General features: G+C 66.3%; 18 protein-coding genes and 1 tRNA gene. 8 read left to right on the top strand and 11 right to left on the bottom strand.

Features of this window, described 5'->3' with window-relative positions:
- Positions 1-138 precede the first annotated feature (138 nt).
- Positions 139-1,227 carry a DUF1616 domain-containing protein gene (locus NKH31_RS10955; RefSeq protein ID WP_254861836.1) on the bottom strand — a complete coding sequence of 363 codons (1,089 nt, stop codon included), beginning with the start codon at positions 1,225-1,227 and terminating at the stop codon, positions 139-141.
- Positions 1,228-1,549: 322 nt separating this feature from the next.
- Here NKH31_RS10955 and NKH31_RS10950 point away from each other — a divergent pair, with 322 nt between their 5' ends.
- From NKH31_RS10950 to NKH31_RS10940, 3 genes are all read left to right on the top strand, one after another.
- The gene (locus tag NKH31_RS10950; protein ID WP_254861835.1) at positions 1,550-2,557 is read left to right on the top strand and encodes a lipid II:glycine glycyltransferase FemX; all 1,008 of its coding nucleotides are present in this window, start codon (positions 1,550-1,552) and stop codon (positions 2,555-2,557) included.
- Positions 2,558-3,013: 456 nt separating this feature from the next.
- Positions 3,014-4,624 (top strand): alkaline phosphatase family protein, encoded by a 1,611-nt coding sequence (locus NKH31_RS10945; protein ID WP_254861834.1) that lies wholly within the window; start codon positions 3,014-3,016, stop codon positions 4,622-4,624.
- Positions 4,625-4,749: 125 nt separating this feature from the next.
- Positions 4,750-5,811 (top strand): PGF-CTERM sorting domain-containing protein, encoded by a 1,062-nt coding sequence (locus tag NKH31_RS10940; protein WP_254861833.1) that lies wholly within the window; start codon positions 4,750-4,752, stop codon positions 5,809-5,811.
- 48 nt (positions 5,812-5,859) lie between these two features.
- Here NKH31_RS10940 and NKH31_RS10935 read toward each other — a convergent pair whose 3' ends face one another.
- Positions 5,860-6,075, bottom strand: coding sequence for a hypothetical protein (locus tag NKH31_RS10935; protein ID WP_254861832.1), 216 nt, complete (start codon positions 6,073-6,075; stop codon positions 5,860-5,862).
- 161 nt (positions 6,076-6,236) lie between these two features.
- Between NKH31_RS10935 and NKH31_RS10930 the strand changes: the two genes are divergently transcribed.
- Positions 6,237-6,422, top strand: coding sequence for a hypothetical protein (locus NKH31_RS10930; RefSeq protein ID WP_254861831.1), 186 nt, complete (start codon positions 6,237-6,239; stop codon positions 6,420-6,422).
- 58 nt (positions 6,423-6,480) lie between these two features.
- Here the strand turns inward: NKH31_RS10930 and NKH31_RS10925 are convergent, their stop codons facing one another.
- Positions 6,481-7,788 carry an acetamidase/formamidase family protein gene (locus NKH31_RS10925; protein WP_254861830.1) on the bottom strand — a complete coding sequence of 436 codons (1,308 nt, stop codon included), beginning with the start codon at positions 7,786-7,788 and terminating at the stop codon, positions 6,481-6,483.
- Between the two features lie 259 nt (positions 7,789-8,047).
- On the opposite strand from NKH31_RS10925, the gene NKH31_RS10920 reads away from it, so the two are divergent.
- Together NKH31_RS10920 and NKH31_RS10915 are read left to right on the top strand one after the other, a co-directional pair.
- The gene (locus NKH31_RS10920; protein ID WP_254861829.1) at positions 8,048-9,112 is read left to right on the top strand and encodes a succinylglutamate desuccinylase/aspartoacylase family protein; all 1,065 of its coding nucleotides are present in this window, start codon (positions 8,048-8,050) and stop codon (positions 9,110-9,112) included.
- Between the two features lie 117 nt (positions 9,113-9,229).
- Positions 9,230-9,811, top strand: coding sequence for a flavodoxin domain-containing protein (locus NKH31_RS10915; RefSeq protein ID WP_254861828.1), 582 nt, complete (start codon positions 9,230-9,232; stop codon positions 9,809-9,811).
- A 15-nt stretch (positions 9,812-9,826) separates the two neighbouring features.
- On the opposite strand, the gene NKH31_RS10910 is transcribed toward NKH31_RS10915, so the two are convergent.
- The 5 genes from NKH31_RS10910 to NKH31_RS10890 all read right to left on the bottom strand — a co-directional run bounded on the left by NKH31_RS10910 (position 9,827) and on the right by NKH31_RS10890 (position 15,973).
- Positions 9,827-12,703 carry an AAA family ATPase gene (locus NKH31_RS10910; protein WP_254861827.1) on the bottom strand — a complete coding sequence of 959 codons (2,877 nt, stop codon included), beginning with the start codon at positions 12,701-12,703 and terminating at the stop codon, positions 9,827-9,829.
- Between the two features lie 24 nt (positions 12,704-12,727).
- A complete protein-coding gene (locus NKH31_RS10905; RefSeq protein WP_254861826.1) occupies positions 12,728-14,050 on the bottom strand; it encodes a metallophosphoesterase family protein in 1,323 nt (440 codons plus the stop codon).
- Between the two features lie 84 nt (positions 14,051-14,134).
- Positions 14,135-14,293, bottom strand: coding sequence for a hypothetical protein (locus NKH31_RS10900; RefSeq protein WP_254861825.1), 159 nt, complete (start codon positions 14,291-14,293; stop codon positions 14,135-14,137).
- 823 nt (positions 14,294-15,116) lie between these two features.
- A tRNA-Thr gene (locus tag NKH31_RS10895) sits at positions 15,117-15,188 on the bottom strand.
- An 89-nt stretch (positions 15,189-15,277) separates the two neighbouring features.
- Positions 15,278-15,973: a DUF7114 family protein gene (locus NKH31_RS10890; protein ID WP_254861824.1), complete on the bottom strand. Its 696-nt coding sequence runs from the start codon at positions 15,971-15,973 to the stop codon at positions 15,278-15,280.
- Between the two features lie 60 nt (positions 15,974-16,033).
- Here NKH31_RS10890 and NKH31_RS10885 point away from each other — a divergent pair, with 60 nt between their 5' ends.
- Entirely contained in the window at positions 16,034-16,753 is a 720-nt protein-coding gene (locus NKH31_RS10885) for an enoyl-CoA hydratase/isomerase family protein (RefSeq protein WP_254861823.1), read from the top strand.
- An 18-nt stretch (positions 16,754-16,771) separates the two neighbouring features.
- On the opposite strand, the gene NKH31_RS10880 is transcribed toward NKH31_RS10885, so the two are convergent.
- The 3 genes from NKH31_RS10880 to NKH31_RS10870 form a co-directional block, all read right to left on the bottom strand.
- Positions 16,772-17,566, bottom strand: coding sequence for an NAD+ synthase (locus NKH31_RS10880; protein WP_254861822.1), 795 nt, complete (start codon positions 17,564-17,566; stop codon positions 16,772-16,774).
- A 101-nt stretch (positions 17,567-17,667) separates the two neighbouring features.
- Entirely contained in the window at positions 17,668-18,954 is a 1,287-nt protein-coding gene (locus NKH31_RS10875; protein ID WP_254861821.1) for a hypothetical protein, read from the bottom strand.
- Positions 18,955-19,332: 378 nt separating this feature from the next.
- Entirely contained in the window at positions 19,333-19,893 is a 561-nt protein-coding gene (locus NKH31_RS10870; protein ID WP_007699688.1) for a TATA-box-binding protein, read from the bottom strand.
- Between the two features lie 216 nt (positions 19,894-20,109).
- On the opposite strand from NKH31_RS10870, the gene NKH31_RS10865 reads away from it, so the two are divergent.
- Complete coding sequence (locus NKH31_RS10865) at positions 20,110-21,204, top strand: methyltransferase domain-containing protein (protein ID WP_254861820.1); 1,095 nt, start codon at positions 20,110-20,112, stop codon at positions 21,202-21,204.
- Positions 21,205-21,272: the final 68 nt, after the last annotated feature.

The following is a 21,272-nucleotide window of genomic DNA, read 5'->3' as shown; positions in this document are numbered from 1 at the left end:
GGTACGGTGGTTCTACGTTGGATTACGAAAGCGGTTGGAGTCAATTTCACTCGCACAGGGAGAACCGTCACAGCCCCCAAACCGTCAACAGAGTCGACCGAACGCGATATCCTGGCCCGTAATGACCGCCTACTCGGCTCACGCGCCGTCTCCGACGTCGATCCAGAGGTGCGTGTAGCGGTAGGCGTCACTGGTCGTCGGCTCCTCGGGGACGTTGCCGTCGGGAAAGAGCATGAAGACGAGACGAACCTGGCCGTCCTCGACGGTCGGCGTGATCGTCCGGTCGCCGTATCCGGTCTCACCGTCCGCGAGATCGTACTGAAGGCGATCCACCTCCGTTCGATCGACGATCGACCCGTCGACGACGTGCTGTTGCTGGACGACGAGCGTGTACGTCATCGAGGTACCCTCCTGGTTCTCGACGGCGACCGTGAGCGGGACCGACTCGCCGGGTTCGATCGCGTCAGGATAGCCCGCCGCGACGTACTCGCCCGAATCGTCCTCGGTGAGCAGCTGCACCCCGGTGTAGGCTTCACCGCTCTGGGGCGCGAGAAGGGCGTACCCGGCCGTTCCGAGCGCGAGGAGGACGCTCACCGCCAGGACGACGTTCACCACGGCCAGCGCGAACGACCGGTGTGGCGAGACTGCCGATCGGACCGCCTCGAATCGGGATCCCGGATCGAGACGGTACCGGTCGCCCGGGGCGACTCGCAGGCGTCGAACGAACGCGAGAAGCGAACACCCCAGGACGAACGCGGAGACGGTCACGATGACCGTCACCGGCGAAAAGCCGTAGACGGTCGCGATCAGGAGACCGAAAAACGGCAGGACGGCCAGGCTCGCCCCGAACGAGAGGGCGAGGCGCTCCGCGTCAGTGAGCCCCCGCGCGTGCCGACTCGCGTTCGACCCGCCGAGGTGACGAGATGGCGCCATCACCGTCGACCGGAGGCGAGTCGAATCGCCACGCGACCAGCGTTCGTCGCGCGCGACCGCGTCAGCGCTGCGCGGGAACAGGACCGAGACGAGGGCGTACCCGGGCGCCAGAAACAACAGCGGCAGGCCGACCAGCCCCCTGATCGGTGCCGACGCGGGATTCCAGACGAGCAAGACGGCGAGGGCGACGGCGACGAAGGCGACGACGAGCGCCAGATCTGCCGGGACGAGCGACCGTCGCGACTCGGCGGCTTCGTACGCCGTCGCGTCCGAACGGGGAAACAACCACTTCATTCGTCGGCCGGGTCAATTACGGGTACGCGGTTTGTTAATACTCGAATACCGATCGCTCGGCGAATCGGGACCGTCATCGATTCAGACGAAATCGACGGGGCAAGGGTCGCGTCTCCGCCCGAGAGCGCCGAACGATTGCCGGTAGACGCCGAGAAGTCGCTGCCTACCGTGGAAGTGACTCGAACGTCGAGGCCCGCCGGGGCCTGGCTCACTCTGCCGGTCGCGGTGGAAAGGGCGCGATTACAAAGCGTATTTCCCACGAACGCTGACGTATGACCGCACGACCGACCCGAACCGACCGCCCGTCGAACCGCAGCCGACCATGGTGAGCGTCCGCGTCGCGACCGACGACGACCTCGATCGGTGGAATCGAATCGTCGGCCGGTCGCCCCAGGGAACGCTCTTTCACGAGTACGAAGCGCTCTGCGTCCTCGCCGAACACGCTGGCGCGCGACTCCACCCGTTGATCGGATACAAGGGTCAGGAACCCGTCGGCCTCTTTCCGGTCTTCTCGCTGCGGAAGGGACCGATCACGACGGCGTTCTCGCCGCCGCCACACCTTCGCGTACCGTCGCTCGGCCCGGCCTACTGCAACCTCGAGAAGTTGAAGCAGCGAAAGCGCGAGAAGCGACGCGAACGATTCGCCGAGGGCTGTTTCGAGTGGATCGACGACGAACTCTCGCCGAAGTACGTCCACGTTCGGACCGCGACCGGCTTCGCCGACGCCCGGTCGTTCACCTGGTCCGGCTACGACGTCACGCCCGAATACACCTACCACGTCGACGTCACGCCCGAGCCGGAGACGCTGCTCTCACGATTCAGCAGCGACGCCCGGCGGAACGTGACGAACACGCCCGAAGACGCCTACGAGATCGACGAGGGCGATCGCGACGCCATCGACGCTATCGTCGAGCAGGTCGCCGCCCGCTACGCCGCCCAGAACGTCTCGTTCGACGTGCCCGCCGACTTCGTCGTCGACCTCTACGACCGGATCGAGGGCGGGTACGTCCGTCCCTACGTCTGTCGCGTCGACGGCGAGTTCGTCGGCGGCATCCTCGCCATCGAGTTCGGCGACACCATCGGCCGGTGGATGGGCGGCGTCCGGACCGACCGCGACGTCGACGTCCCCGTAAACGACCTGCTCGACTGGACGATCATGCGCGACGCCCACGAACGCGGTCTCTCGACGTACGACCTCGTCGGCGCGGACAACCAGCGCATCAACCGCTACAAGTCGAAGTTCAACCCCGACCTCGCCGAGTACTACGCGATCGAGCGCGGCTCGTGGGGGATGCAGACGCTCGCACACCTGTACAACACCGTTAAGTAACACCAACGAACTTTTTCTGCGTCGGGTTCGCCGAAGGCGAACCACTCCTTGAAAAACTTCGATGAAAAAAGGCCGTCTCCGCGGGCTACGCCCGCTCCGCCGGGACAACACATCGAAGCGACCGCTCCGCTACCGCACCGTCGCAACCGCCAGGAGCGTGTTCGTGCGAATGGTGTCTGCTTTCACGGAAGTGAGCTGTGTCCGCTCCGCCGGGACAACACATCGAAGCGACCGCTCCGCTACCGCACCGTCGCAACCGCCAGGAGTGTGTTCGTGCGAGTGGTTTCTGCTCTCGCGGAGTTGGGCTATGTCCGCTCCGATGAGTGTACTCCTCGAAGACGAACGTGGCGCGGTCCGACTTTTTTGGCTCGCGGTGGAATCGATCGCACATAGTCGGTGAATACTCCGCCAGAAGTCCTTTCATAACCAAGGACTGTCCGCGCCCGCAGAGTACTAATGACAGGAGATACCGGGCTGGAGACGCTGCTCGTGGGGATCGACGCCGCTTGCGAGCGCGTGCTCGATCCGCTGTTCGCCGCCGACGAACTGCCGACGCTCGCGTCCATCTTCGGGCGCGGCGCGAGCGGGCCGCTGGAGTCGCAGGTGCCGCCGTGGACCGCGAGCGCGTGGCCGTCGATGTACACCGGGATGAATCCCGGCAAGCACGGCGTGTTCAGCTTCCTCTCGTTCGAAGGCTACGACTGGGACGTGGTCAACGCGACGGACGTCAAAGAGCGGACGCTCTGGGAGTTGCTCTCCCGCCACGGCAAGCGAAGCGTCGTCGTGAACGCGCCGGTCACCCACCCGCCGCGGGAATTCGACGGGGCGTTGATCCCCGGCTACACCGCCCCGGAGAATCCCGAGTGTCACCCGTCGGGGTTGCTAGATGAGGTCCGGGCGGAGATCGGCGACTACCGCGTCTACCCCGCGGGCGATTCGGCCGACGACTACCGCGAGTGCGTCGAATTCCGCGGCGAGGCGTTCCGGTACCTGTCCGACCGGTTCGACCCCGATTTCGGCTTTCTCCAGTTCCAGGTGACCGACACCGTCTTTCACGAGCGACCGGGTGCCGACGACGTCGTGAACGCGATCTACCGCGAGGTGGACCGGCAGGTCGCCGACGTCATCGACGCCTGCGATCCGGAGACGATCGTCGTCGCGAGCGACCACGGCATGGGGCCGTACGACGGCTACGAGTTTCGCGTCAACTCGTTCCTCCGCGAGAAAGGGCTCGTCGAGACGGTTCGCGGCGGTCGCGGCATGCCCACCTGGTCCCAGGCCCGCGAGGACGGGTTGAAGGACGGACGCGACGACGGGACCGATTCGAGCTCACCCGGCGCGCTAGAGCGGTCGATGGCCGCGCTCGCCTCGGTCGGACTGACGAGCCAGCGCATCGGCGCGGCGCTCGACCGGGTCGGACTCGCCGAGCCGGTGGCCAGGCGCGTCCCGGACTCGCTCGTCAGCGCGGGGACCGAGCAGGTCGATTTCCCCGCCTCGGCCGCCTACGTGCGCTCCCGGATCGAACTCGGCGTTCGGCTCAACCTCCAGGGGCGCGAGCCGAACGGCGTGGTCCCACCCTCGGCGTACGACGACGTCCGGATCTCGCTGATGAACGAACTCCGGGCGCTCACCACGCCCGACGGCGATCCCGTGTTCGAAACCGTCGCGCCCCGTGAGGCGTACTTCCACGGACCGGAGAGCGACTGCGCGGTCGACATCGTCACCGTTCCCGCCGAGTACGACCACTTCCTCTCGGCGACGCTCCGGGCCGAGCAGTTCGGCGAGCCGACCGAGCCGTGGAACCACAAATCACAGGGCGTAGTCGCCGTCTCGGGAGAACGCGTCGACGTGCGAGAGGGCGTCGGCGCCGCCCACCTCACCGACGTCGCGCCGACGGTCCTCGCCACGCTCGGGATCCCGGCCGACGAGCGGATGGACGGCACCGTCCTGCCCTGCGTCCACCCCATCGCAACCACCGCCTACCCGCGATTCGAGAGCGATCGCGACGAATCGACCGCGAACGACCGCGTCGAGCGGCGGCTGGCGGACCTCGGCTACCTCGAGTAGCCGTCGATCGACGGGTTTCTCCGGCCCTACCACACCGATGCCCGCGAGTAGCGATTCCGTACCGGCCGGTACGCGGCACATGTCCAAATCGACGACGTTGATGACTTCGGATAGGTCACCATTTCATGACATCGAGATCCGATACGTTTCGGCATCGCGTACAGCTCGTCCTGGGTATTGCCATCGTCGGAGCGCTCCTCGCGAGCGGGGTCGCTCTCGCGGCGAACGCGTCAACGAGCTCGACCGGGGATCAGGTTTCGTCCGGTGGCGACCGGATCGAGGCCACCGCGGCGCCGACCGGCGAACTCACGATGGCCGTAGACAATCACACGACCGATAACGTTTCGGAGGCGGCCGCGGAGATGCCCGTCCCCGAACCCGGCGATCCGTACTTCGAGGCCGAAGATCCCGACGGCGAGTGGATCAGCTACGTCAATCCGCGCGACGAGTACCGAAACCCGTACCTGGGCGACGGCTCCGGAAAACTGTGCGTGACCATGGTGAACGAGGCCGGCGAGCCGATCACCGGCGAGTCGATCCCGGGGACGAGCGTCACGGTCCCGACCGGCTCGTCGATCGAGTGGCACACGCGGGCCGATCCGTTCGTCGTCGAGTACTCGTTGACAGAACACTACGACCGGCCGCTCGACAGCGATCAGTTCGGCACCTCGGACGATATCCCCCAGGGAGACGGCTACCTCGATAGCCACTGCATGGAGTGGCACGGTCTCTCTGAGACCGACAGCGTCTCCTACGGCGAGGTCGAGATCGACGGCGAGTACGCAGATCACGTCGACGTCGTCGGCTACATCCAGCAGGCCCACGCCGCCTGGGACACCGACGTCGATCCGATCGGGGACGCCGTCTCCTACGAGGAGGCCGGCGGCGGCTGGACCTACGAGGAGAACGCCTCGCACGGCCAGGCCGTCGTCGTGCTACAGCTCGATCCGCCCGAAGACGAAGGCGACGGTGATGAGAACGGCTCCGAGGACCGTTCAGACGATACAGGCGGCGCGGACGATTCGGACGATACGGACGATGCCAACGAAGACGCCGACTCGGTCGTCGTGGGCGGCGATAGCGACGACACCGAATACGAATCCGACGACGGGATGCCCGGATTCGGCGTTCTGGTCGCCGTGCTGGCGCTCTCGATCGGGCTCTTCGTGACGAGACGGCTGGGCTAGATCCTCCAAAAAGCGTCGAGATGGCCCGGCCGACAATTGAACGCCGTTCTACCGCCGACGGTGGGCGTTCACGTACCGATAGATCGCCCGGAAGACGAAGGCGTTCATCGATATACTCGACAGCAAGAGCCACCGATTTCGCGCGAGCGTCCAGCGGATTCGAGCCGCCTCGTCGCTGGTCAGTCCGCCGGCGACGTGTGCGCGGATCGCGCCAGCCCAGCCGACCAGCGCGAGGGAAAATAACAGTCGCTGTGAGGGGCGCATGATGGTTCGTACGTCGCGACGACCCTTAGTCGTCGCTCCCGACACCTCGTGTGGTGGCGTGACCGGTCGACCGACACGAACGCCGGCGACCAGAGTCGTTCTCGCGTGCGGAGAACGATCACGGCGATTTACCAGCGACAGCGACGTACCTCCATCCGCTCATGAAACTTCCACTAACTGGTAGTTCTGGCGAGGAACGCGTCGAATCTGCGGATGAAGACGGAGAGGCGACCGACGGAAAGTCGCGTCGAACCAAATTCCTCCAGGGCGCGACCGTCTTCGTCGTCATGTTCGTCGTTCTCTACTGGACGCTCTCTCGGATGCAGGGCTCAGAAGAGAGCGAATAGAAGGTATCGCACCGTTCGAGACGGGCGAGGCCGAACTCCGTGAAAGCGATGGCGTCCACTACAGGCCGTACTGCTCGGCCACGAGATGTGCAATGGCGCGGTCTTCGAGCACGTCCATCGGCGCGAGAACGTCCAGCTGGACGACGCCCGGCAGGCGGCCGACCTGCACCCCGCCGGTGAACGTACACCGCGCGCGGACTTCTCCCTCGCCCATCCCGAGCAGGTCGCTCGCACGGTCGAACGCGTTCTGGGTCGCGTCGTTGATCGTGGCGCCGGATCCGATCACCTGAATCGGCCCCATATCCTCCTCGATGGCGACCCCGTGAGAGTCGGCGAGTTCCCGTCCCGTCTCGCGTTCCTCGTCTGTGTAGGGTTTCGAGATGAACGGCAGGTCCTCCTCGTTGGGCAGGAGAATCGGGCCGTCGAGTTCGAGGCCCTCGATCACCTCGACGTCCATCCGAACGATGCCGCTGACGTCGGTCGTGTGCAAGGAAAGTTCGCCGTCGCCCTGATTCGCGTGAAGGTCGCCGACGTAAACGCCGGCCCCGTCGATTTTCACCGGACAGAGTAGCGTCGCGCCCGCCCGAACCTCGGAGATGTCCATGTGGCCGTCGGTGCGGGCCTCGAGTTCCGCTTCGCTTTCTAAGCCCCACTCGTGATCGGCGCCGATCAGGAACTGACCGAAGTCGCCGGCGTTGTGCGAGTCTGGGAGTTCGATGGACGGCGTCGTGCCGACGTTCCCGACGAAGGGGCGGAGCCGACCCAGGGTGCCTGGCATCTCCGACGGCGCGTAGAGCAAAATGGGGTGCTGACGGGCGTTCTCTGGGATGTCCATGAGCGTCTCGGCGTCCTCGGCGAGTTCGGTCGCTCGCTCGTCGTCCATCGTGATCCCGACGGTGTGGTCCTCGTCGAAGGCGACTGTGAAGCCGTACTCGAAACCGAACGCGGAGGCGTTCGCCCCGCACTCAGCACACCGGATCGCGTCCTCACCAACGCCGTCGACGACCGACGCGGGCCACTCGGTGCCACACTCCGGACACCGGTGGTCGACGAACGGATCGTCGCCGAACGCACCCTCTCGCTCGCGCATCGACCCCGTGCTCGTCGCCATGCTCGTCACCTCTACCTCCCTGATCTTCAGCGCCACCGCGTCCCCAACCTCGGCGTTCTCGACCCGGATCGGCCGCGTGACCTCGTGGCCGCCACGAAACTCCGGGGTGATCATCGGCCCCCAGCACGCCGGTGGCGTGTACGTCTCGATCGTTCCCCCGTCGGCGACCGTTCCCGCCCACTCCTGGTCGGGCCCGACGAGCCCGAGCGTGTACCGGTCGACGAATAGCGTCTCGCTCACTTCTTGTTGTGCCATAACATACCAGACTTAGTCGTCCACGGAGATAAACGCACAGTCAAACTCCCGCACACCGGGATAGGTGCGGGCGACTGGCCTGTAGAGATGGTGGCGCCGCCACACATCGACAAGCCGATATACAGAGGCGCTTTCGACGGCCGCCTCACTCGCGAGGACGAACCGTGTGACCGAGGGTCTTCGCGGGCGCTTCGGACGAAATATCGCCGTAGCGGTTCGATGAGGGTACTACTTACTCGCGGACAGCCAACGGCGACGTATGAACGAAACGACCCCCGAGCCGTTCGATTACGGCCGCGGACGCGTCGACCCCGGCGAAACGCACCAGTTTCGGTTCGAAGTCGGAATAAACTACCTCGGAGACCCGGTCACCGTTCCGGTCACCGTACTCAACGGCGAGCGCGACGGACCGTGCGTCTTCCTCGTGGCGGCGGTTCACGGCGACGAGCTAAACGGCGTCGAAGTCGTCCAGCGCGTCGCAAATCGGTACGATCCCACCGAGCTGCGTGGCACGCTCGTCTGCGTCCACGTCGCCAATCCGCCGGCCCTCAAAGCCCAGCAACGATACGTTCCGATATACGATCTCGACCTGAACCGGGCGTTCCCAGGTCTCGAAGGGGGGAACACGGCCAGTCGGATGGCGAAGATCCTCTACGACCGCTTCGTCGAACCGTGCGACCTGGGGATCGACCTACACACCTCGACGCGCAACCGGACGACGATGTACCACGTCCGCGCTGACTTGCGCGATCCCGACGTCGACCGACTCGCCAGCGCCTTCGGCGCGAACGTGGTCCTGGACGGGACGGGTGCGGAGGGATCGCTCCGGCGAACGGCGACTTACGACGGGGTTCCGACGATCGCCGTCGAGATGGGGCGCGCCCAGCAGTTCCAGCCGGTGCTCATCGAGCGGGCGGTCCGAGGGATCGAAAACGTTCTCAGCGAGTTCGACTGTCTGCCGGATCACGACGTGAGTCGACCGAGCTGGGTTACGATCGATGACGACGACGCGCGACGCCGGTGGTTACGCGCCGACGAGGGCGGCCTCGTCGAGATGCAGTGGGGACCGTATCCGCTCGTCACCGCCGACGACCCCATCTGCTCGATCGTCGACCACTTCGGGACCGTCGAACAAACGGTCACGGCTCCGTTCTCCGGCCTGATCGTCGGGTTCAGGGAGAATCCCGTCGCGCTCCCCGGACACCCGCTCTGTCACTTCCTCGAACTCGACGAGGAGACGTACGACGTCATCGAAGCCGAGATCGCCGCGGGCGAGTTCGACGGCTATCGCGTCGGCGATCAGGACTTCGAGCCGGTCGGGTGACGGCCAAGGCGTGGTGACCGAACGACACCGATCGAAGAGTCCGTATCAGGGCCCGGATTTATCGACCTCGACGAGGTACGGTTTCTGGTGAGCCGACGTGCTACCAGGTGACTATTCGTGAGTTCGTTTCTCGTCTGCTACGGAACCGGCGAAGGACAGACGGCGGCCGTCGCCGAACGGATCTCGTCGGTGCTCGCCGATCGCGGCCACGACGTACGGACGGTAGACGCGAGCGAGGGGCCCTCGGATCTGGACGTCGAGTCGACGGACGCGGTACTCGTCGGGGCGTCCGTCCACCGGACCAAGCATCAACGGGCAATCCATCGGTTCGTCGAGACACACCGCGACGTCCTCGCGTCGAAACCGACGGCGTTCTTCCAGGTCTCGCTCGCGTCCGCCACGGAGGAAGGGCGAGAAGAGGCCGCGGCGTACGTCCAGACGTTCGTCGAGAAGACCGGCTGGCATCCCGATCGCATCGGTCTCTTCGGTGGGGCGCTTCGCTACTCGGAGTACGGATTTCTGACGAGACTGGTGATGAAACAGATCGCGAAACGACGGCTTCCCGACGAGGACGTCTCGACCGACGTCGAATTCACCGACTGGGACGAGGTCGACGCGTTCGCCGCCGACGTCGCGGCCTTCGCCGAGGGACGGCTGGGCGTCGCGCCGCCGGGTTCGGACCCCGATCCGGGGACGTGAGAGCCGCCGACGAGGTCACTCCGCCGCGAGGTGGCGTTCGAGGTCGGTGGCGGTGTCGCGGCGCGTGAAGCGACCGTCGTCGAGCGACCAGTACTGTACCGACTCACCCTTGGCCGCCATCTTCACGCACTGGGGATGGCAGGTGAGAAAGAACACCTGCGTCGTCGCGCTCAACTCGTCGATCACGCGAAAGACGCGAGCCATGTGGTGTGGATCGAAGTTCGTCGCAGCGTCGTCGAGCACCACCGGAAGCTGAACGTCCGTCCGGCGAATCCGGGCCAGTCGGACGGCGAGAAAGAGCTGCTCGGCCGTCGCCCGGCTCAACTCGCCGACGCCGTGGTCCGGCCCGTCCTCGCAAAGTGCACGAAACTCGAGCGATCTGAGGTCACCGTCGAGTTCGATTCCCTCGTACTCTCGGGTGATCTCGCTGAAGATCTCGCTCGCGTCGTCGACGAGCGAGTGGACGACGTCCGCGAGCAGTCGGTCGTGAAGCTGGCCGACCATCGACGCGGCGATCCGGTTGACGGCGTAGGCTTCGCCGAGACGTTCGAACGCGACTCGCCCCTCGTCGATCGTCGCGCGAGCCTCGCGCAGATCGTCCTCCGAGGCGAGGGCGTCACGACGACGTTCGAGGTCGACCTGCGTCTCCTGGAGCGATCGGCGACGCTCGCGAAGCTCGTCGATCCGCGCCCGCTGCGCTCGTCGTTCGGCTTCGATCGCACCGATGTCGGCGTACGCCGTCACCGCCTCGCGGACCACCGCCGTCAACGGTTCGTCGCCATCCCGAATCGGGTCGAACGCCGCGCTCGCCGACGCCGTCTCGAGTCTGGCCGAGATTCCCGCGGTGAGCTGCTCGCGTTCGTCGGCCAGCGCCTCGAGTCGGGCGACCCGATCGGCTTCGTCTGCGAACGCCCGGATCGACCGCAGGACCCGCTCGTCCGGCGCGGCTGCGTCGATCGATCGATCCGCGTCCCACGCCGTCAGGACGGCGTCGATATCCGAAACCCGGTCGGCTCGCTCGCGCTCGGCCCGACGGACCTCGCGGGCCAGTTCGAGGTCCGACGCCACCGATTCGAGCGTCGACAACAACGTTTCGGCTCCCGCGAGCGGGTCCGTCTCCGACCACGTGACGTCGGTCACCGCCTCGATCGACGACGCGACCCGCTCCAGGTCCTGTCCGAACTCCTCGGTCTCCGATTCCCACTCGCGTCGTTCGCCTCGATAGTCGTCGATCGCCGCCGCGAGGTCGACGACCCGGTCGTAGAAATCCGCAACCTCGCCCGGTGGAAGCGATTCCGGCAACCCGAGGTCCCCGACGAGGGTCTCGAGGTCCTCGTCGGCGGCCGCGAGTTCCTCGTCGACCGCGTCCAGCCGGTCTCGCGCGGCCGCGACGTCGCTCTCGATCGTCGCCACCTGCCCCGCGAGTTCTCGGTACGGCTCGGCGTCGACCGTCGTCTCCACCGTCACCGTCGAGTCGATCGCCGCCAGCCCGACGGCGAGGACCGCGAGCGCGACGACGCCGCCCGCCACCGGCGGCGCCACGAGGGCGACGGCCGTCCCCGCGGCGATCGCGACGGCCGCGACGATCGCCGGCTCGCGCGTCGAAACGGGCACCTCGCTGGTTTCCTCGCGGTCGTCCTCGAGGCGCTCGAGTTTCGATTCGAGGTCGGCGAGACGCGTCCGGTCCGCTCTGATCTCGGTCGCCAGCTCGTCTCGCGCCCGGCGGCGGGTTTCGACGCGCGAGGCGAGCGCCTCGACCCGCGCCGTCTCGACGGCGCTCGTTTCGACGGCGTCGACGCGGCCGAACGATCGACCCCACTCCGAGTGGAGCGTCGCAATCTCGCGTTCGAGATCGTCCCGCGTCGATTCTATCTTCTCCCGTTTCGTGATCAGTTGCTCTCGCGTCCGCCGCCACACCGGCAGTTGCTCGCGCAGGGATTCGATCCGACGCTCGTTCTCGGAGAGCCACGCCAGGTAGCGCTCGGTCGACTCGATCGACGCCTCCCGATCGAACGCCCGTTTCGCGGCGGTCAACTCCCGCGTCGCCGTCTCGAACTCCGCCTCGACGTGTTCGAGCCGACCCGAGAGTTCCGTCGGAAACGCGTCGATCCGGTCGCCGTCGACGGCGTCGAGCTGCGCATCTAACGCCTCGACGCGGTTGACCTGCTCGAAGAGTTCCTCGAGAATAGTTAGCCGATCGCGCGCCAGCCGTTTCCGCTCGATTTCGGCGTCGATCTCGGAGAGATCGGATCGAGTTTTCTCGAGTTCCGCGGTCACCCGACGGTGGTCGTCGACCTGTTCGTTCGCCGCCGCTCGCTGGTCGATTCCCCGCTCGATCGTCCGGTAGGGTTCGTAGAGTTTCGAACTCTTGGTGTTCGGATTGCCCTTCGACAGCCCGATCTCGTCAGCCCGATCGGCGAAGGTCGCCTCGACGTCCGGGATCTCGGCGAGATCGCCGTAGGCCCCGCCGAGGAGAATTCGCGCCAGATCCTCCGCGTCGTCGATCCCCGGCGGCAGCCGGCGGAGTTCGTCGAGACTGATCGTATAGAGGGTGCGGTACTGTCGCGCCGAGACGGGACCGAACACGTCGTCGGCGTCGATCCCCGGGCCGCCGTCGATCGGTGAGACGGCGGGCGTCGCGTGGCCGTTCAGGACGTACCGGTACCGGTGGCCGTCGCGGGTGAGTTCGGCGTCGACGCGGTAGGTATCGGTCGCCGGCGGGAGCCCGTCGCCGCGACCGACGCCGTCGGGGAACTGGCGCAGCGCCTCCACGAACGTCGTCTTGCCGGCCCGTTGCGGACCGCCGATGACGACGAGCGAGTCGCCGAGCGAGTCGAGTCTCGCCCCTCTAAAACAGCCGAAATCGTCGATTCGAAGCTCGTGTAGGTGCATTCAGGTGGTCCTCCGCAGCGACATTCAGTCGGCCCTCCGTCGCGCCAACTCCCCTAACACCCGCTCTCTGGCGCGGTCGACGAGTTCGTCGAGTCGATCGTCGGTCAACGCCAGTTCGTCCGGTCGGCCCTCCTCGTGGTCGTCAACCGGTTGCCAGAGCATGCCGACCTCGTCGCGAAAGCGGTCTCTCGCCGCGTCGTCGAATTCGTCCGCGAGCGCGAGGAACTCGTCGATCACCCGATCGGTCCCGCGGAGGTCGTCGATCGCCGGAATCGGCGGACCGGTCTCGTCCCGAACGGCCTCGGTCCAGACGAACGGTCGCCGCCCGGCTAGCGTCCGTCTGAGTCGGCGGGTGAGCTCGTAGACGGCCTCGGGGTCGGCCCCGAGCGTCTCGTGTACGGGCCCGTTGCCTGTCAGCGTCCACCGGCAGACGTAGCCGTCGACCTCCCACTCGGGGTCGCGAACCGAGACGCTCGTCCCGTCGAACCGGTCGGTCGTCGCCGCCAGGTCGTCGACGGACCGCTCTATGTGACGTTCGATATCCGGGATGGAACTGATCGACTCGTCGCCGACGTCGACTGCGACCGACCGCCAGACGACCGGGCTCGTCGGGACGAACTCCATCTCGCAGGAGCCGGCGGCGTCGAGTTCGACGAGGAGAGCGCCGCCCGGACCCGGCTCCGTGATCTGGCGGCCCTGCGGGACGCCCGGATAGGCGATCGGTTGCTCGTCATCGAACACGCGGGCGTCGTGGACGTGACCGAGCGCCCAGTAGTGGATGTCGTCCTTGCCCGCCAGGTCGCGACGGCCGACCGGGACGTACCGGCGCCCGTCGGGGTTCAACCCCGTGTGGAGCACCCCGACGTTCGGGATCCGGTCGTCGGCCGGCGTGAAGCGGCGGTACATCGATCGACTCTCGTGTCGGTCCCGGTACGACTGGCCCCAGATCCGCGCCTCCGGGGCGTCCGCGTTCGGAAAACAGAATTCCTCGGGCGCCTCGTGATCGAACTCGTAAACGGTCTCTGGCAATTCGACGTACGTCGGCGCGTCGGCGACCGGGTCGTGATTGCCGTAGCAGACGTAGGCCGGAATCTCGCGCTCGGCGAGTCGGGCGAACTGTTCTTCCAGGAACGCGTTCGCCCTGACGCTTCTCGAATCGGTGTCGTAGAGGTCGCCCGCGACGATCACGAAGTCGACCCGCTCCGAAATGGCGAGATCGAACAGCCGGGAGACGGCCGTGTAGACGGCCGATTCGAGCGTCTCGTCGTGGTCGGTCGACTCGCCGCGACCCGCGGCGAGCTGGCTTCCGAGGTGAAAATCCGCCGCGTGAAGAAACCGGACGCCCATTCGTATAAGGCCACGTCGGGAGAGTCCCATGAATCATTCGGTGACCGACACCTCGGTGGACGGTGATTTTTCGTGTCGGTTCCGCTATCCCTGCATCTCCTGGACGTCCGTGAGGGTGAGTCCACAGCCGCAGGGACTGGCCGAGTGGGAGTGTGGCCCCGTCGACGTGATACTGACGACCGGCGTCTCACAGAACGGACACAGCGGGAACGGGCAGTTCTCTAGGTCCGGTGTGTCGGTCATCTGCTTGGCCCTCGCAGAAAGTGGGCGACCGTGTGGGCGTCGAGATCGCAGCCGCAGGGATCCGCGGTGTGTCGGTGCGGCCCGAGTGTTCTGATTGTGATCACTGGTTCGGTGCAACTCGGACACGGTGGGTAGTGCTCTCGCGAGACGATGCCGTACCGGTACGGGTCGGTCGGGCGGGCGACGGGCACGAAGAGGCTGTCTTCGGTGGGGCCGGAGGTTGTGTGGATGGCTGGGGTGTCGGTGATGGAGTGTCTCGAATCGAGAAACTTGGTAGTCACCGTGTATCGTGGATAGGCGGGCTGTGCGCGGGCTTTATGGTGGTCTGGTGTATAGCGTGTCATGGCTTGCGTAAAACCCTCAGGCGGGTTTCGGAAGCCACGTCTCGGGTGCTACAACACCCGAGGCATTTCTGCCGACTCTGGTACGCCAGAGCGAGTGGCTTCCACGTCGAGAGAGGGGCCGTTGGGGCTTATATCTAGTGGATATACGATCGAAACTTGATGCGTGAACGGGTGGTGCGCTCGGTTTAAGGAAATTGTGAATTCCGAGGTATCGGAGTTTCGTTGGTGAAAAATTGAGCGGGTCTGGGTTTGATTGTTTGATCGGGCACAGTGTGCCGGCTGGTTCGAATCACGCTGTGCTAACGGGTTGTCACCCTGTCCAGTGGGCCACGGCTCGCGCCCGGCGTCAGTTTTCATTATTTTCACTTGTGGATCTGAGTTAGCCTTCGGGGACGTTGAGCTACAACCATTTCTTCTGGCAGTGTTTTTTGTCCCCTTTTGTCGGATCGAGTTAGAATAACACGAAAGAGCGGATAACAAGCCTAGGCCGGGATTTGAACCCGGGCTCTCGTCCTTACCAAGGACGCGCTTTACCGCTAAGCTACCCAGGCGCGCAAATGGGAGTTGCCGGGAAGCAGGTAAATCCGTTTCGATCCACGGCGTCGGTGTGGCGCGCGATCGCGCGCACACCACGTCCGCACTACTCGCCCGCGCTCGGGGACCGATCCGGGGTGCCGCCGTCGCTGGCCAGCCCGTCGACGGTCGCGGCGTCGATCGATTCGAGCCACTGGTCGGGCTGTGGGTAGGTGTCGGCGGATCGATCGGCGAGGTCGGCGGCGAACGAGACCAGCGCGGGTTCCGGCTCGGTTTCGACGGCGGCCGCGCCGGTCACGACCGCGAGTTCGAGGATGTCGCGTTCGAGGCGTTCGTCGATCGCCGCCTCGTCGGTTTCGGGGTTGTCCCGGCGCGTCTGATCGCGACCGAACGCCCGGACGGTCTCGACGGCGCGGTCGGAGGCGTCGGTGAGCGCGAGCAGGGAGAAGCCGCGGGCGACGAGCACGTCGGCGGCGACGATCGAGAGGTCGGCGGCGGTTCGGTTGGTCGTATCCGCCACCGTGGGTCCGTCGGCGTCGAGGCGCTCGCCCCAGGGCTCATCGTGTGCCAGCGTGCGGGTCAGCGCGAGCCCAGTGTAGATGAGCTGCGTCCCGGCCGCGAGCGAGAGGACGTCGTCGACGTCGGCGTTCGGGTCCGCGGCGAGCGCGCTCTCGACGGTCAACACGGCCGGCGTGAGCGGGTGGGCGTCGATCTCCGTTCGCAGTCGATCGCACAGCGGCGGTGGCGCCACGTCCGTCACGGCTTCGCGAGTGGCACGCCGACAGCGGGAGACCCGATCCATCATCGATTGATAGCGGTGGGGGACGCAAAGACCTTTGGAAAGTATCCCCTGGGTCGCGGTATGATCGACGTCGAACGAACCGTGACCCCGGATGAGGCCGAGACGCCGATCCGCCGGATCGCGTTCGACCGCCCGGCGGCCCGAAACGCCCTCACGCCGAGCGGACTCGAGACGCTTTTCGACGCCGTGGTCGACGCCGACGAACCGGTGATCGTCCTCGAAGGGCGCGGCGACGCGTTCTGCGCCGGCGCCGACCTGGACGTCGTCTCTCGGCTCGACCGCGACGGGGGCCGGGAACTCGCGGAACTCGGCCAGCGCGTCGCCCGGGCCATCGAAGCGTGTGAGGCCACCGTCGTCGCGGCGATAGACGGGCCCGCGATGGGTGGCGGTCTCGAACTCGCGCTCGCCTGCGACCTCCGGGTCGCGACGCCCCGGTCGACGTTCGGCGAACCGGGCGTCACGTTCGGCCTCTTCGGCGCCTGGGGCGGTACCGTCAGGCTTCCCCGGATCGTCGGCGAGGGCCCGGCGCTCGACCTCGCGCTCACGGGACGGACGATCGACGCGGAGACGGCGCTGGAGATGGGCCTTATCGGTCGAATCGCGACCGAGCCGGACGAGGTGGTCGCCGAACTCGCGGCCAACCCGCCCGAGACGCTTTCGGTACTCTGCGAGCGGATTCGCGACGGTGACGACGCGGCGAGTCAAGAAGAACGCGAGGCCGAGGCGTTCGCAGACCTCGTCGAGACCCATCGGGAGGCGCTTCGGGCGCTGCGCGAGTGATCGTCACGCCACGACGGCTCACTCGATCGGCGCGGGGGCCGGCGGCGGGTTTCGCTTGTGCTCGCTCGCCTCGTAGAGTGCGCGGACGCGTTCGACGGTCTCCCGGTCGAGCCCAGACAGGCGAACGGTCGCCTCGACCGAGAGGGGACCGTCGACGTGGGTCGCGAGGATCGCATCCAGTTCGTCGTAGGTGAGTCCGAGTTCGTCCTCGTCGGTCTGATCGGCCCACAGCTCCGCCGTCGGCGTCTTCTCGACGAGGTCGTCGGGCACGCCCAGGTGGCTGGCCAGCTGGCGTACCTGCTGTTTGTAGAGATTGCCGATGGGGTGACAGTCGACGGCGCCGTCGCCGTACTTCGTAAAGTAGCCGACACAGGCTTCGCTTCGGTTTCCCGTTCCAAGGACGAGCCGGTTCTCGTGGTTGGCCACGAGGTAGTTGAAGACCGCTCTGATGCGGGCGCGGGCGTTGCCGACCGCCTCGTGATCGCCCTCGGCTTCGGGGTAGGCCGCGAGGAGGGCGTCGACGACCGGTTCGATCTCGATCACGTCGTGGGAGACGCCCAGGTCTTTCGCGACGCGCTCGGCGTCGCTCATGTTGTCGGTGGTGCTGACGACCGCGGGAAGGACGAGTCCGTGAACGTTCTCCGGACCGAGCGCCTCGGTGGCGAGGTGCGCCGTGAGCGTGCTGTCGATGCCGCCGGAGAGACCGAGAACGGCCCCATCTACGCCGGCAGCGTCGGTCTGATCGCGGATGAACCCGACGATGTGTTCGCGACGGGTCGCGAGTTCGTCTTCTGAAAATCGCAGATCGAGCATGTCGCTTCGTTCGGCTTCGGGGGTCAAATAAACACGGACAGCGCGAGAGCGGCCGACGCGTCGGGATCGGCTCGGTTGCGACCGCGGGGTCCGGCTCGCGGTTAGTCCCGACCGCGAACCGGCACCGTCGTCGACGCCGCGTCGTCAGGAGTGCGGACGGTGAGCGTGACGTCGACGTCACGCCGGACGGGGTACGTTTCGTAGCCGAGCGCGACGGTGTCGGTTGAGCCGGCCGGCAGTTCGATCGAGCGGGTGTCGACGACCTCGCCGCCGACGACGAGTTCGATCGGACCGGTCGCATCTCCCGATCCGTCGGATCCGACGTTCGCCAACACCTCCAGACGCTCACCACCGGTCACGGGCGCATTGGTCCCGGAGATATCCACGGAGAGGGTTCCGCGGCCTGCGCCTCCGTTTTCCGAATCGGCGTACACCTCGATATCGACGGAATCGGCGTCGTCTTCGCCCTCGACCCGAACCGAGAACGAGACGTCCTCCGCGACGGGATACGTCTCGTATCCGAGCGTGAGTTGGGTCTCCTCGGCCCAGCCGAGCGACACCGTCTTCGAGTCGACGACCTCGTCGCCGACGACGAGCGCAATCTCCTGCGTGTCCGGCCCGACCATCATCATGTCGCCGACGTTCTCGACGGCGACGGTGGCCGAAAACCGCTCGCCCGCCGCGACGGGTGCGTTCGTCTCGACGATTTCGACGTCGAACGGCTGGCGGACGGCCGGGCCGTCGCTCGTCGCTCTCTCGCCGAGGCGGCCGTCCGCGCAGACGGGGTAGGCCACCGTCGGGTAGCCGAAGTCGATCCAGTGAGGCGTCTCATCGAGCGAGAGCGTGGCCGTGGCGCGATCGCCGTCGATCTCGTCGATCTCGACGACCAGGTAGTTTCGGCCCTCGACCCAGACGAGCCGATCGAGGTCGCCCTCAGGGTCGACCGCCGTGGCGGTGACCTCGACCGAATCGTCGATGCCGACGGTCTCGCCCGGCCTCGGGTCCGTTTCGATCGATTCGATCGTCGGCGGTCCCGCGCCGTCGTCGTCGACGGTGACGTCCCAACGAACGGTCGTATCCTCGTGACTCGCGCTGATCTCGTACGTACCGAGTTCCTCGAAGCGAACCGAGCGCACGCCGTCTCCGGTCTCGTACTCGAGGTCTGCGGCCAGTCCGCCGCCCGGCAGGTCACCGAGGTCCCACTCGATGTCGGCCGGTTCGACTTCGTCGGAACGCGATATCTCGAAGAGGATCGTCGTCTCCGGGGCGACGATCAGCTGCTCGACCGATCCGCGGCGCTCGATCGATCCGGACCGATCCGCTCCGGCGGCCGCGACGCCACCGACGCAGACGGCCCCAGCACCAGCCAGATAGTCCCTGCGGCGCATGCGTCGACGTAGGAGTTCGAAGGACAATATTTTTCGCAAGTAACGCAGAGATAACAACTCGGTCGACGTGACTGTTCGGTTGTAGGACCTGTGTACTCGATCGCGTAACTGCCCGTGTGTAACCGAAATTCGATTCGGTCGCAACTGTGAAACTCGAGTACGAAGGTGTGTCACCTGACCGTTCCGACGGCTACGGCCAGTTTCGGGCCGCGAACGGCCGTCGGTGGTTGGTGGCACGGCTCGTCGGCGGTTGGGTTCGAAAAACGGTCGTGGCGGTCGGTCGGGATGGCAGTGACTCGCTCGTCGGCCCCTCGCGGCCGGCGCCGTAGTAGCGGTCTGCCGACTCGCCTCGTTCGCTTCGAACGATCGGCTCGTCGGCTATTCGAGCAGGCCGAGGTCTTCGAGCCGGGAGACGATCTTGTCGACGGCGTGTTCGGCGTCGACGGGGCGCTTGCCGCCGGTGATGACGAGCTTTCCGGAGCCGAAAAGCAGCGCGACGACTTCGGGTTCGTCGAGGCGGTAGACGAGTCCCGGGAACTGCTCCGGTTCGTACTCGATGTTCTCTAAGCCCAGCCCGATCGCGATCGCGTTCAGGTTGAGATTTCGACCCAGGTCCGCGGACGTGACGATGTTCTGGACGACGATTTCGGGGTCCTCGTTGACCTGAATCTGGAGTTCGCGCAGCTTATCGAAGACGATGCGCAGGCTCTCGTGGACGTCGTCGGTGCTCTTCGCGCCGGTGCAGACGATCTTCCCCGAGCGGAAGATGAGCGCGGCGGATTTTGGATTCTGTGTTCGGTAGACGAGACCGGGAAACTGCTCGGGGTCGTAGTCGGCCCCCTCGAGGTCCATCGCGACGCTCTGGAGGTCGAGTTCCTGTCCGATACCGGTCGACGCCACCACGTTCTCGATGTTGATGGTGTCCTTCGGATCCGTCATTGGTCGTTTAAAAAGACGTATTTAACCTTTATAAAGGTTGGTACCGCTCCCCGATCTGTCAAGTTGAACGATAGTGTGTGACGCTCGTCAGACGCTGACGCGGCTGTACGCCGGCGATCAGAGTGCCGTCGCAGGTTCGGACTGAAGCCACCGCCCATCGCCGTCCGACCCAGACGAAACGGTACGCTCATGGCCCGTCGTCCGTCACCTACGACCGTGTACGTCCTCGAACTCGGGGGTGAAGACGACGCGTTCGCGATCGCCGAAGCGCGCGCCGCGGCGACCGGACTGGAGCCGCTGGGTCCGGGACTCGCGCTCGCGAAGGCTATCTCGCACGAACGCGTTCGCACGCTCGCCTACACCCGCCGCGCGAGTGAACTCGTCGGCCGCACCGACGCGGCTCTGGCGAGCGCTCGCGTCCTGCTCGAAACGGCCGCCCTCGACAGAGCGGGAACCGTGGCCGTCCGCGCGACCGACGTGAAGGGAACCACCGGCATCGACACCGCCGAGGCCGAGCGAACGCTCGGCGGGGTACTCACGGACCGCGGGTACAGCGTCGACCTGGACGACCCGGATCACGTCCTGCGCGCCAGTTTCTCGGAGGGGCCGATCGATCCCGACAGCGGATCCGTGCTGAAACCGGCCGACGGGGAGAACGGACTGGCCCACGGGACGGACGCCGCGACGGGCGACCACCACTCGGTCTGTGCGCTCGGCTGGCTCGCCGCCGAAAGTGTCCGCGACTTCGGCGACCGGCGGCCGACCGACAAGCCGTTCTTCCAGCCGGGGAGCATGGATCCGCTGCTCGCGCGCGCCGTCGTCAACCTCGCCGGTGCCCGCCCGAACGCGACGGTGCTGGATCCGATGTGTGGCACCGGCGGCGTCCTCGTCGAGGCCGGACTCGTCGGCGCGAACGTGATCGGAACCGACGCCCAGGTGAAGATGGTCCGCGGCGCGCGCGAGAACCTCGCTCACTTTCTCGACCCGACCGCAGAGTCGTCGCTCCCGAATCGCCCCGGCCGCTTCGACGTGGCGCGAGCCGACGCGACCGCCCTCCCGCTCGCCGACGACGCCGTCGACGCCGTGGTCTTCGACGCTCCCTACGGTCGCCAGTCGAAGATCGAAACCCACCGGCTCGAAGACCTCGTCTCGGGCGCCCTCGAAGAGACCCGACGCGTCGCCGACCGCGGCGTCATCGTCGCCGACCGCTCCTGGGCGAGCCTGGCCCGCGAGGCCGGCTGGACGATCGACGCGGCATTCGAACGGCGCGTCCACCGATCGCTGACGCGGTACGTGCTGGTGCTCGTCTAGCGACGCCGAGACCGCCGAAGTGGCGAATCAGATCGGAACGTACCGTTTTTCGAACGCTCTAGTCACCC

It is taken from the genome of Halovivax gelatinilyticus (assembly GCF_024300625.1).
Classification (GTDB): domain Archaea; phylum Halobacteriota; class Halobacteria; order Halobacteriales; family Natrialbaceae; genus Halovivax; species Halovivax gelatinilyticus.
The sequence above is the reverse complement of the archived record's forward strand: the minus strand, read 5'-3'. Positions and strand labels throughout refer to the sequence as shown.